The organism is Okeania sp. SIO2C2, from assembly GCF_010692625.1.
GTDB lineage: Bacteria > Cyanobacteriota > Cyanobacteriia > Cyanobacteriales > Microcoleaceae > Okeania > Okeania hirsuta.
The window spans coordinates 226,234-239,479 of the sequence record NZ_JAAHGM010000009.1; the positions used below are offsets into that span (position 1 = coordinate 226,234).

10 protein-coding genes and 1 tRNA gene are annotated in these 13,246 nt (G+C 35.1%); 6 read left to right on the top strand and 5 right to left on the bottom strand.

Going from position 1 to position 13,246, the window contains the following annotated elements; translation table 11 throughout:
- Nucleotides 1–1,176 precede the first annotated feature (1,176 nt).
- Entirely contained in the window at nucleotides 1,177–2,565 is a 1,389-nt protein-coding gene (locus F6K18_RS10195; protein ID WP_287520613.1) for a hypothetical protein, read from the top strand.
- Nucleotides 2,566–2,602: 37 nt separating this feature from the next.
- On the opposite strand, the gene F6K18_RS10200 is transcribed toward F6K18_RS10195, so the two are convergent.
- On the bottom strand, nucleotides 2,603–2,779 hold the full coding sequence (locus F6K18_RS10200; protein WP_287520615.1) for a hypothetical protein: 177 nt from the start codon (nucleotides 2,777–2,779) through the stop codon (nucleotides 2,603–2,605).
- A 1,182-nt stretch (nucleotides 2,780–3,961) separates the two neighbouring features.
- Nucleotides 3,962–4,042, bottom strand: a tRNA-Leu gene (locus F6K18_RS10205).
- Between the two features lie 168 nt (nucleotides 4,043–4,210).
- Here F6K18_RS10205 and accC point away from each other — a divergent pair.
- Nucleotides 4,211–5,569 carry an acetyl-CoA carboxylase biotin carboxylase subunit gene (gene accC / locus F6K18_RS10210; protein ID WP_287520616.1) on the top strand — a complete coding sequence of 453 codons (1,359 nt, stop codon included), beginning with the start codon at nucleotides 4,211–4,213 and terminating at the stop codon, nucleotides 5,567–5,569.
- Between the two features lie 14 nt (nucleotides 5,570–5,583).
- On the opposite strand, the gene F6K18_RS10215 is transcribed toward accC, so the two are convergent.
- Together F6K18_RS10215 and F6K18_RS10220 are read right to left on the bottom strand one after the other, a co-directional pair.
- A complete protein-coding gene (locus F6K18_RS10215; RefSeq protein ID WP_287520618.1) occupies nucleotides 5,584–5,868 on the bottom strand; it encodes a YggT family protein in 285 nt (94 codons plus the stop codon).
- A gap of 42 nt (nucleotides 5,869–5,910) precedes the next feature.
- Complete coding sequence (locus F6K18_RS10220; RefSeq protein ID WP_287520619.1) at nucleotides 5,911–6,189, bottom strand: hypothetical protein; 279 nt, start codon at nucleotides 6,187–6,189, stop codon at nucleotides 5,911–5,913.
- A 220-nt stretch (nucleotides 6,190–6,409) separates the two neighbouring features.
- Between F6K18_RS10220 and psbX the strand changes: the two genes are divergently transcribed.
- From psbX to F6K18_RS10240, 4 genes are all read left to right on the top strand, one after another.
- Complete coding sequence (psbX, locus tag F6K18_RS10225) at nucleotides 6,410–6,529, top strand: photosystem II reaction center X protein (protein WP_287520621.1); 120 nt, start codon at nucleotides 6,410–6,412, stop codon at nucleotides 6,527–6,529.
- 486 nt (nucleotides 6,530–7,015) lie between these two features.
- Nucleotides 7,016–7,897 carry a Ycf66 family protein gene (locus F6K18_RS10230; protein ID WP_287520623.1) on the top strand — a complete coding sequence of 294 codons (882 nt, stop codon included), beginning with the start codon at nucleotides 7,016–7,018 and terminating at the stop codon, nucleotides 7,895–7,897.
- 2,116 nt (nucleotides 7,898–10,013) lie between these two features.
- Nucleotides 10,014–11,192, top strand: a complete 1,179-nt coding sequence (locus tag F6K18_RS10235) for a trypsin-like peptidase domain-containing protein (protein WP_287520624.1) — start codon at nucleotides 10,014–10,016, stop codon at nucleotides 11,190–11,192.
- Between the two features lie 601 nt (nucleotides 11,193–11,793).
- Nucleotides 11,794–12,609, top strand: coding sequence for a hypothetical protein (locus F6K18_RS10240; protein WP_287520626.1), 816 nt, complete (start codon nucleotides 11,794–11,796; stop codon nucleotides 12,607–12,609).
- 413 nt (nucleotides 12,610–13,022) lie between these two features.
- Here the strand turns inward: F6K18_RS10240 and F6K18_RS10245 are convergent, their stop codons facing one another.
- A complete protein-coding gene (locus F6K18_RS10245) occupies nucleotides 13,023–13,217 on the bottom strand; it encodes a hypothetical protein (protein ID WP_287520627.1) in 195 nt (64 codons plus the stop codon).
- Nucleotides 13,218–13,246 lie beyond the last annotated feature (29 nt).

Here is a 13,246-nt window from a genome sequence, read left to right on the forward strand (position 1 = left end):
TATTGGAAAAATCAAAATTTACACCAGATTTAACTATGATTAGGCGATAGTTTTTTTAACTTATGTAGAATAGCGATCGCTGATTTTTGTTTGAGATATTAGGGAGCAATTTCTAGTATTACAGCAGAAGGAAGAAGGAAGGACTGAAGTTGGAAAAAGGAAAAATCTTGCGTTGCCTGAGTTTTAAGCTTTTGATATGTCCTAACCTTTCCTTCGACTACTATAATAAATTGTCTCAAAATAAATTACAGAAACAAAATTGCCCGTATTTTTACTAGAAATACAATTAACGGATAATCCTGTTAGGGAATAGCAAAAAATAAATTATCCAACTCTTGGACTCCCTTTATTCTCTACTTGTTGTTCTCCTAAATTCAGTGCAATGGGATATTTTTCACTTAGAAGTCCCTTATACCAATTTGATGTGAAGCTGCACAGAATTAGGTGTTAGGTATTATACCAAGCATGATAAGTGTTTGTTACAAATAGTATCAGCACCGAAGTTGTAAGAAGGAAGACCGAAGTTGGAATAAACAGATCGGGAAAAAACGAAAAACAATCGAAATAGGTGACTTATATATAGGATTAGACAAGTTCTTTTTAGGCATAATTTTCAGCCTTTTTTTGTAGCATTCTTTTTTCAAATTGGTGTGAGGTGTGAGGTGTGATGTCTCAGGTATTAGGTATTGACTGTTATACCAATTTTATGTAAAGCTGCACAGAATTATGAAATTTATTAACTTGTCTATGTCGATCTACAGTCAACCCTGATTAAAATATTATTCTACGCAACTTAGAAATGAGTTTGGTGTTATAACACACGAACGAGTTGGTGTTTGACATAGACTGATGATGAAGCGTAAGACATAGAAATGTTTTTCCTGAAAAATTCAAGGAGAGTCTATAGGGTATAAATGTCAAGGTTCTAAACTTTGTTTTGCATCTAAAAAAATTACTGTTATTACTAAATGTTCAGATGAACTTTGGTGGAGATATATATCAATAGATAATCCACAAAAAAATATTAATGAGTCTTTTAATCTTTCTTCTCAGTTTGACGATAAACCTTGGAATATTTTAACTGAACTTTTTCCTACAGCAAAATCTCAAACAAAAAATATACTTAAGAAATTAAATCAAGATTTTTTTACTACTCAATTTAATCATCAAGGAACAATGATTATTGTTGAGGGATTAGAAGTTCAAGACTTCTCCAATTTTTATTCTTCAAATGAATATGGAAAAAATGAATGGTCTTATTTAAAGCATTATATCCGCTTCAATACAAGACATGGCGACATGAGAATACTAAGACCTAGCTACACAGGTTTTCCCCAAAGGCGAGAAGTTTCATTTAGAGAAACTATTGGATATAACGATCAATGCCAACTTTTTCTATGGTCTATGATTAAATATAATAAATATGAATTAGAAGAAATTAAACCAGGATATCCTTATTTAAAAAAACCTGATGCCACTGAAAAAATCAAAACTCCTGCTCAAGTATCAAGGCTTGATGATGGTAATTTTTCAGGCCGTTATTGTTCTACTTTTTTATATCAGGAAACAACTTATTGTATCACTTTAGCAATAGATGGAAATAAAAGAGCATTAAATAAATATCAAGAATTAAGTAGAAAAGGCGATGGGAAATCTGGAATTAAATTAGTAGATCAAAGAGGATTTTTCATTTCATCTGAAGGTGTGAAAATTTGTTCTTACAATAAAATTTTTGAGCATCCATTATTAGAAGACTATTCCATACTTGCAGATACCAAAGTTAAATCTCATTATATTTTGATCGTCAATGGTAGTTTTAACGTAGTAACAAATAGAAATTCTTTGACTGATGCTTCTAAACAAATTTTAAAAGACGATTCATTTATGGAACATATAAAAAAGTTTTTAGATGAAGCTCAACGACAACTTCCTGTTTTTCGTGAATTGATTGAAAGATTAAACAAGGAAAATCAAGAGGCAAAATTAGAGGCATATACTCAAAGGTTAGACAAGCTTAAAAAAGATATTAAAAATAGAACAAGGTTTAAAGTTAACAACATAGAACAATTAAAAGATAAATGGATTATACAACCAGAAATAGGTGAAGAACATTGGGTTGGAGCATTATATACAATGTTTTCTCATTTAGTTACTATTGACTTACCTTATGCAAAATTATGGGTACGTCCAAGAACTTTTTGTGGCGTTGGTCTTGATAGTATAGCAGTTCCATTAAAAGAAAATAGTTTCAAAGACACAGTTCACATAGGACTAGAATATAAATACACTTTTTCCCCGACAGATGAATATAATCATCCCTTTATTGTGACGAATTTTATAGTTTGTTGGGATATGCCTATTCCAGAAGAGGGGGAACTAATTAAAGATGCTTCTGGCTATTTTGGATATGTGTCTTTAACAGAAGAATTAAATGATATTGGTTATGAAATAGTCGATATTCAAAGTCAAACAGGTGAAATTCATAACCAAAACATTAAAGTAATTAGCCTAGAAAAATTACTCAAGCATACTTTTGATTGTCAATGGACTATTCCTCCAAAATAAGCACCTCATAATATCTAAAACTCAACCTTTTTTGGTTTTAGATAGTTAGTCGTATTTGCTGCGGAGTATATTTCAAAGATTTTCTGATTATCTGGCCATGAAAATTTTCTAGGCGATCGCCTCTTGCCAAAAAAAACACCTTGAGGAATTTCTCTAGCTCAAACACTATATCAGCTATAGCACTATAGTTTTTGATCGGAATATTTTGTGGCACTCTGGCTATTCAAAAATTAGAATTCACCATCTCTTCAGAGCAAAACACCTCCAGACATTTCCGTAGCTACAACACTATATCAGCTACAGTACTATAGTTTTTGATCGGAGACTCACAAAATGTGACTGACTGCCATGAGAAAACTATAACGTTTGAGTTTAGATACTTCCACTCCCCACGTAATCATTGTGAGAGCCACCAAAAAATGGAGATAGAGGCAGGTGGGGAGCAATCAATCTCCCCTTCACTCCCAATAGTTGGAGGCTCACAAAATGTGACTGACTGCTATGAGAAAACTATAACGTTTGAGTTTAGATACTTCCACTCCCCACGTAATCATTGTGAGAGCCACCAAAAAATGGAGATAGAGGTAGGTGGGTAGGAATAAATCTCCCCTTCACCCACAATAGTTGGAGGCTCACAAAATGTGACTGACTGCTACGAGAAAACTATAACGTTTGAGTTGAGATACTTCCACTCCCCACGTAATCATTGTGAGAGCCACCAAAAAATGGAGATAGAGGTAGGTGGGGAGCAATAAATCTCCCCTTCACCCACAATAGTTGGAGGCTCACAAAATGTGACTGACTGCTATGAGAAAACTATAACGTTATAGTTGAGATACTTCCGCTCCGCACGGAATCATTGTGAGCGCTACCAAAAATAGGCCAATACACTATATATAGTAGATAAAAACTATAGCACTATGGTATGTATAGTGGTTTTGTCGGAAAAATTTGTTAGTCCTGACTAGAATAATTTTCGATTATCTAGCCATAAAAATTTGCTAGGCGATCGCCTCATGCCAAAAAGACACCTTGAGGTATTTCTCCAGCTCAAACATTAAAGGTGTAGCACTATAGTTATTTACTAGACAGGACTTAGGTCAAAGTACTATATATAGTAGATAAAAACTATAGTACTATGGTACATATAGTGGTTTTGTCGGAAAAATCCCTTAGTCCTGACTAAAAAAATTTTCGATTATTAGCCATAAAAATTTTCGAGGGCGATCGCCCCATGCCAAAAAGACAACTTGAGGTATTTCGCCAGCTAAAACATTAAAGCTATAGCACTAAAGATATAGCGCTATAGTTTTAATTATCCATATCTAACGTTAATTCCTGAGTCCAAAAAAGAGAAAATCAGAGGTTAAACTAACAACCCCTGACTATTCTCCAATGCGGATGGCGAGACTCGAACTCGCAAGGCAAAGCCACACGCCCCTCAAACGTGCGCGTATACCAATTCCGCCACATCCGCTCTAGTTAGCATCTATCAACCAAACTTCAAGAATATTATAGAAGATAAGCTAACAATATACAATAATAACATAAAATTCTGGAATGTCTACAAAAAATTTTCTCACATCTTTCCTAAAAACCCAAAAAGTCTTATCCTAACTGAATAATTGAGCTAAAAGCACCGAAAATGCGGTTCTCTAAAATCCTAATAGCCAACCGAGGCGAAATAGCCCTACGCATTCTCCGCACCTGCGAAGAAATGGGCATAGCTACCATTGCCGTCCACTCAACCATAGACCGCCATGCCCTCCATGTGCAACTGGCGGACGAAGCAGTTTGCATTGGTGAACCCACCAGCAGCAAAAGCTATCTTAACATTCCCAACATTATCTCAGCAGCCCTGACTCGGGACGCCTCTGCCATCCATCCAGGCTATGGCTTCCTAGCAGAAAATGCCCGATTTGCAGAAATTTGTGCTGACCACGACATTGCCTTTATTGGCCCATCACCAGAAGGGATTAGGGCAATGGGGGACAAATCCACAGCCAAAGAAACCATGCAAAAAGCCGGAGTTCCTACAGTTCCAGGAAGTGATGGTCTTCTCACAGACGAAAAAGAAGCAGTAGCGATCGCCAAAAAAATCGGCGTTCCCCTGATGATCAAAGCCACTGCTGGAGGAGGGGGACGAGGAATGAGACTGGTTCGCCAAGAAAACGAACTCTCCAAACTGCTTCAGGCAGCTCAAGGAGAAGCAGAAGCAGCCTTTGGCAACTCTGGAGTCTACATAGAAAAATTCATTGAACGTCCACGTCACATTGAATTTCAAATCCTGGCCGATAGTCACGGAAACGTTATTCATCTGGGAGAAAGAGACTGTTCTATTCAGCGTCGCCATCAAAAGTTACTAGAAGAAGCTCCCAGTCTAGCATTAAGTCCTAAACTACGTCAGAAAATGGGAGAAGCTGCAGTCAAAGCAGCCAAGTCTATCAACTATATAGGTGCTGGCACTGTAGAATTTCTCCTAGACCAGTCTGGTGAATTCTACTTTATGGAAATGAATACTAGGATTCAAGTAGAACACCCAGTCACAGAACTAATTACAGGACTTGACTTAATTGCCGAGCAAATTAGAATTGCTCAAGGAGAGAAACTGCGACTAACTCAAAAGCAGGTGACTTTTAATGGTCATGCAATAGAATGCCGAATTAATGCTGAAGACCCAGACCATAATTTTCGCCCCCATCCTGGTCGCATTAGTGGTTATCTACCACCGGGAGGTTTAGGAGTGAGGATGGACTCTCATGTTTATACAGACTATGAGATTCCACCTTATTATGATTCTTTGATTGGTAAATTAATAGTCTGGGGACAAGACCGTCCTACTGCCATTCAGAGGATGAAACGCGCTCTAAGAGAATGTGCTGTGACAGGAGTTCCCACAACTATCAGCTTTCATCAAAGAATTTTAGAGACTCCGGAATTTATGGAGGGGTTAGTATATACAAACTTTGTTGAGACTGTGATGAAACCCGATAGTAGTAAATAATTTTCAATTATCAGCTACAGCATCATTCTTAATAAACCTTGCTGGCCCAAAAGCAACTCTCGTAATAAGCTGAAAATCCCTACCCAAATAATCGGACTAATATCTACTCCACCTAGAGGAGGCACAATTTTCCTAGTGGGGGCCAAGAATGGTTCTGTAGGCCAAAAAATCAAATTAAACGGAAGTTGATTGATATTTACCTGGGGATACCATGTGAGGACGATTCGGAAGATAAATAAGAAAGTCATTAACCCCAGGGCAATGCCTAGAGTCCAATTAGCTAATGTCAGATAATCCATAAGACAATAAAAAAATGTAATTTTGTAAAGTAAAAATTAGCTTTAAGTTACTTGATTGTATTTCAAATGATGAAGCGCTATTAATACAAGTTTTTCCCTTTTGAAAAAAAACTTTTTCACCATAATGATATAAGTTATGGCAGTTTGTAGATTAGTTAATTGTGAAAGTTTGACCAAATTTTCAAGAGAAGAGGAACTTTTGAATAAGTATGTAATTAAGTAAGTAGCTTTAATATCAACCACTGAAATATCTCCTGTTCCCGAAAATCTGTTGTGTAGCGCTGTAGAAATAATCCACCAGTGACACAATTCCATAAACATTAGTCATTGATCCTTCTACCTTCTGTACAGCCACACTAAAAATTTGGATAGTCCTAAATATGTAAGGATATTGATTAGTAAATCCTTTTCATGGTCAGGAGGTAAGCGATAAAATCATTACTTGTTTACCACGACCAAAATTTGTACTGAAAAAAAATCGCAAACCGCTATAATATCTAAAATAAAGTAAATCAAATTTTGTGGCAAAGGGCAATAATCCATGACTCCTTCTTTATCAAACTTCTTATTAAGTCTACTGGCGGGAACTCTAATTGTAGTTATTCCTGCTACAGCTTTTCTAATATTCGTTAGCCAAAAAGATAAAGTTACCCGTTCTTAGACCCTAGATAATAGAAATTTTTCTTTTTGGAGCAAAGGTTAAGTCAGAATACCATTTCCTAGAAGTTTAACAATCACGAATTCTTCTTAGGAATAAACTTTTTTCTGCAATAACCTAACAGTTATGTGAAGAGCCTAAAAGTAAACTATTTTAGGTTTAAGTTTCACCTAATTTTTTTTTGCAAAGACAAAGTTAAAGCCTCAGACTATAGAATAGGGAAGACAGTGATATAATTGTCCAAACCTAACAAGCTGAGGTTTTTCTTTGTTAAATTGATGATGTAGCAGAAGGCAAAAGGAAAAATCTGGCGTTGTCTGAGTTTTTAGCTTTTGATATGTCAAATATAGCAATGGCGACTGCTATACAATATCCAACTAAATATTAAATAAGCTTTATTCTACCAAGTAACTTCAAGTCCAGATACCAAGTCAGGGTAGAAATTTTAAACTTGAATTATTAATTTATGACTTACTTAGGAGATTTAGAATGGTCAACTTAGGATTAAATTGGAGTAGTTTGCTAGGAATAATCCTGGCCGTAGCAGGAGCAGGACTATACTTCCTCCGCACATGGCGTCCAAAGCTAGCTAGAGACCACGATATTTTCTTTGCCGCCATTGGCTTACTATGTGGAGGTATTCTTATATTCCAAGGCTGGAGACTAGACCCAATTTTAGCTTTCGGTCAGTTTTTGTTAACTGGTAGTGCCATATTCTTTGCAGCAGAATCTATCAGAATGAGAGGTCTTACAACTAAGCAAGCTAGAGAACGTACCCCTATTGTAGATGAAGAAAGATCGGTAAGTCCTGTTTATGGTTATGCAGAATCAGACTTAGACGAACTAGAACCTTATGAAGAATATCCCGCTAACCGTCGTATCAGAGGTTCTCAAGATTATCGTTCTTCTAGGCCAGATAATTTTGAGGATGACTACCGCCGTCGTCCTCCTAATCGCAGAAGTAGTTATGATAGACCAGGAGAAACAAACCCAAGATCACGCAAGCGTAGTCCTCGTTCAGAAGATGATTCTACTAGAGCGTCTTCTGAATATTGGGAAAACTCTGTAGATTTAGAAGATAAGAGACCTACTTCTCGCAGTCGTGGTAATTTCAGTGATGCTAATAGACAAGAGGATAGACTACCTCGCCCTCGTAGTCGAGATAGCTGGGATACTTCTAGTACTGAAGAAAGGCCACCCTATAACCGTACTCGTCGTCCTACTCCTGAAACAAGCTACTCGGAAGAAACATCTCCTAGAACTAGAAAACGTCGTCCACCAGAAGCATCATCTACTGATGGAGAAGCAACATCAGAAAATTATGTAGAGTATACTCCTATGGATTCTGTTGATAGTGATGTTAATGGTTAAATAAATTTATAATAGAAGTAGGAATATTAGGTGGGGATAATTTGTCTTTTTAGAGTAAATAAAAAAATCCCATTTTTCCCCGCCCATTCTATTATTTATTTAGTAGCTGAATATCAATACTTCTGTATAAAATGTATAAAATAAATTTTTGCTGAATCTAAAAAATTATCATCAAAGCTTCACCACAAAATTCCTAATTTACTCATTAATAAGCTGTTTTGTATTCAAACCATATATCAAATTTTTTTCAAAGGGAACAGCGGTGCTAAACCGCGGGGTGCGACAGATGCAAGCGGAAGGAACCCGGCGAGGTATCCTAGCCATGGGAATGCTGACCAAGAGAGGGAATGCGCACTCCTGTGAGGGAATATAGAATCTAAATGACTCTTAGCTTATTACTAATTTTCTATTAGTTTATAAACAATAGTTCAAACTGTTCAAATGTTATGAACTCCTATATCCATTTTCAGTGAACTATAACCCCAATACTTTGCTGTGGTAAAATGAAGCCCTAATTGATTAAATTTCTTGTTTAATTTGCTCTACAACTATAGAAATTTTAGCAGTTTTCAATTTAGTAAAAAATACAAAGTACATAGACTTTAGCCTAAAATTAGAACGAACCTCTTCTCATAGACCTCTGGTGATAATTAATCTCAAACCCTGATAATACATGGGCAAAAACTTAGTTTCCACCAGATGTCTAATGGTAAAAGTTATATGTTTCGCTCAAGTGAAAAGTGCTATTGCTATAATTATTAATAACTTTATCTACAAAGCTTGCGCGAAGCTAATGCCTAGAATACTTGAAAGCCAATTCCCAATACAATAGTTAAAGAAGAGATAAATTCAATCTACCATAACTTTTCAGTCTAGTGCTAATAATTATTAGAATAAGTAAGTCGGCCAAATGAAACCTAAAATAACTGATATAGCAGAAGGAAGAAGGAAGAAGGCCTTTAGTTATCTAGGCGATTTAGTTATCTAGGCGATTTAGTTATCTAGGCGATTTAGTTATCTAGGCGATTTAGTTATCTAGGCGATTAGTTATCTAGGCGATTTAGTTATCTAGGCGATTTAGTTATCTAGGCGATTTAGTTATCTAGGCGATTTAGTTATCTAGGCGATTTAGTTATCTAGGCGATTTAGTTATCTAGGCGATTTAGTTATCTAGGCGATTTAGTTATCTAGGAGAGGACTGAAGTTGGAAAAATCTGACGTTGTCTGAGTTTTAAGCTTTTGATATATCCTAACCTTTCCTTCCACTGCTATAGTGAATTTTTGCCAACCCCGGCCAAATTTTTACTCCTGTACCTCGCACATATGACAATTCTCCTATGGGACTCCTCCTCTTCAAAGTTAATTTTATTTATGACTAGGTACTTAATCTGAGAAAGTTGCTCAAATGTAATAGTAAGTAGCTGAAGGTAAAATTGAAAAACTTATGTTTTTCGTTGATACTTAATCTAAAAATCATTACCACTCAGCAACCCTAATCTAAGAGCTACAATAAAAATTATAATAGTTTTAATATTACATTGTTTCCACGCTAAAATTTATACAGACAAAGTAATGCCAAATCTCACGCATTTTTGCTACATCTTCTTGAGAGCAGGGATTAATAGGGATGTTACATGCAACGTCCGCAGGTCCTAGGTAAATAAAGAATAAGATATCTTTACTTCATACAAATAATTGCTAAAAACATTACTAAACCTTACTTATTACTTAATAACTGAAGTTTTCTATAAAACAAGCATTATTTTTAGGGACTGGTATAACTTTTAAAATGTCTTAATAAGTAGCTGATTCTAATCTATGGAATTAAGTATCAATTGAAGAAAATTTTTATTAAGAAAGAATTCAGGAAACAGGTAGACGATAAATTTAGTTTGCGATGTAAAGAATTCAGAATTGATTTTTTCACATAGGATGAGGATAAATAAATAAGTTCTACACTCTCACCCAATATTAATATTGGGTGGTCTTTAGTTAGTGGCAACTGCTGAATAACTCACTCATTAATTCTGTCTATTGGCTACTCAACTCCTAACTCTATTTTTCAAAAAATTACTGGGTAATAATATTAAATATAAACTAGACTTGACAAGCAACAATGAATGCCAAATTTTTGTCAAAAACCACATTAAGAATACTTATAGTAGTAGCAGTTGGTGTGAATTTAAGTAATTTTCCTCCAGTCAAAGCTCAAATAAAAGTGGATACAATTCCCAGACCCCTGAATAAAAACCGAAAAGAAACACTACTTTCTCTGAGTCTAGAAGAACAAACTAATATTCGTGTTTATGAACAAGCTAGTCAAGCAGTAGTTTCCATAGATACAGATAAAACTAATGGTAGTGGTGCCATTATCAGTCCCGACGGAATGGTATTAACAAATGCTCATGTCGTATCTCAAGGCGGTGTGGTCAAAATTACCTTAGCAGATGGTAGAAAAGTTACAGCAGATGTCATAGGTTTTGGTGAAGAAGACTTAGACTTAGCAGTTCTCAAAATTCGAGGACAAAGAAACCTTCCTACTATTAGAATAGCTCGTCCAGGTTCGACAAAAGTAGGTCAGCGAGCTTTTGCTATCGGAAATCCTTTTGGCAGATTTCAAGGTACTCTTACTGTAGGAATAGTTAGTCGTATAGATCGAGAAAGAGGATTGATCCAAACAGATGCAGCTATTAACCCTGGTAATTCGGGGGGGCCACTATTGAATAGTTCTGGAGAACTTATTGGTGTCAATACTGCTATATTTACTCGTGGTCAATTAGGGGGTAATATTGGCATTGGTTTTGCTATATCTATGGATAGAGTCCCAGAGTTTCTAAGAGCGGTTCGAGAAGGAAGAGCGCCTTTAGTAGCTCAACAGCAAACAGGAATGTTTGATGAGAGACAGGCTGAAAAATTAGACCTTAATGGTTTAATAGAAATAAAGGGCAATTTGGACAGTGAATCTAATGTATTACCTGTAGACAATAGTTATTATGACCTTTACGCTTTTGAAGGTTTAGCAGGTCAAAAGATTTCTATTGATATGAGTAGTAATAAAATAGATTCTTACTTAATTTTATTAAGTTCAAATGGTCAAGAATTAGCTCAAGATGATGATAGTGGTGGAGACAAAAATGCCAGAATTGTGATTACGCTACCAGAAAATGGAACTTACAAGTTATTAGCAAATTCTTATGAAGCAGGAGAGTTAGGAGAATATCAGTTGAAAATTGAGTCTGTTTCACCCAGAATTAGACCTTTCTTTGAGCGTGAAAGGATAAATTACTATAGATAAATTGTCTGAAATTTTATCTATTGATTTATAGATAGGGATATGAAGATTAAAAAAAATTTTTGACCAGAAAGATCGACAAAGGAGGATGAAAAAATTTTGACTTTTAAAGTCACCTACATACATAGTAAATAGTCGTTTGCCAGTACAGTAGTTAGTAGATATAAGTAGGTTTGAGGAACGGAAACCTAATAAGATGTATTGAGATGAAATACTAAAACTTTTTGTCGCATATTCTCCCCTTTTTTAGAGAGGAGCTAGAGGTTAGGAGAATCAAGGGACTGTATTTTGTTTATATAAAATATTAAATTGATTTAAAATGTCATAATGAGCGGATAATAGCAATTTTATCAAAAAATGTATTTATAGGAAACATGAATTTATAGGAAGTGCAACAAATTGTATTACAGCAAAATCAAACAGTTAATAAGTTAAGTACAAGTATTGGTTTGAAAATAAAAAAAAGATGATTATAGTGATACTCTGTAATTACTAACTAAAATTTACCCTAAACTTTTTCAATTAATAATTATTCGTGATTATTTCCCACTATGCTAGTAGACTAGTTGGAGAATTTAAGTAGTATATTTATTTGAGGTGATTAATGCGTCAAGCAAGATTTTGGGCGATCGCTCCTTTTGGTCTACTAAGTATTATGGGAAAAACTTTACTTTTCCCTATCCTTCTATTTCATCCGGTGGTTATCAATTCTAGCTATGCTAATGAAATTTTAGTTCAGGATACCCCAACTCCAGAAGAAACTACCCCAACTCCAGAAGAAACTGCTCCAACTCCAGAAGAAACTCCAACCCCAGAAGAAACTACTCCAAATCCAGAAGAAACTACCCCAACTCCAGAAGAAACTACTCCAAATCCAGAAGAAACTACTCCAAATCCAGAAGAAACTACTCCAAATCCAGAAGAAACTCCAAATCCAGAAGAAACTACTCCAAATCCAGAAGAAACTCCAAATCCAGAAGAAACTACTCCAAATCCAGAAGAAACTACTCCAAATCCAGAAGAAACTACTCCAAATCCAGAAGAAACTACTCCTTCTACCCAAGAACAAAAAGTTGGAAAAGAAATATTAAAGCTAGAAGGAACACTGAGTGATGGAGACTTAGTACTTCCATCTGATGAAAGTATTTATGATGAACATACTTTTGAAGGAACAACAGGTCAAGTAGTAACTGTAATCTTAGAAAGTCCTGACTTTGATACTTATTTAGCAGTATTTAGTCCTACTGGTGAATTACTGGGAGAACATGATGATGTTAGTCAGAAAAATACAAATTCTCAACTAACAATTACTCTAACTGTTACAGGTAAATATCGTTTAATAGTTAATTCTTACGATAAAACAGGTAGGGGTCAGTACAATCTCCAAGTAATTGAGTCAGGTCAGACATCAGATTTATAATTGAAAAATTTTAATGGTTAATGGCTAATATCTAAATGCCATTTAAAGATTAGCCATTAACATTTAGCTGTGAATAAATAAAACAAATAAAACTAAATTATCCTAGTACAAACCTAATAAAAAAATCTGGTAGTTGTGCATAGTAATGGTAGAGAAAGTTGTGGAGTTGGGGAGTTGGGGAATTTCAACAATTGCCGATTTATAAAACAAAAAGCATCGCAATTTGCGATAAATAAAATAGACAGTAAATCTAAACCAGAATCAGAATATAGATAGAGAAATTCCAGTGATAAAACAGTAATAATTCATTATAAAGTATAATCTCCAAGTAATTGAATCAGGTCAAGCATCAGATTTATAAATACTAATTTTTTGACTATTTAATAGCTAATAGCTAAATGTCATTCTAAAGATTAGCTATTAGCATTAATTAGGACTTGATGATTAACTATAAAAACATTTACAGATAAAGGTTTTAGCCTTTTTGCTGCGAAAAAAGTGTCAGCTTTTAGCTCCGAATTGCCCAAAATACTCACATTTTGAGCAAACAAAGACAGAAAAATTGAGCGACAATTCTTTCGACTGCCTTCTCTGTAATTCGCATTCATTCTGACTCCTGACTCCTAAATCCTGACTC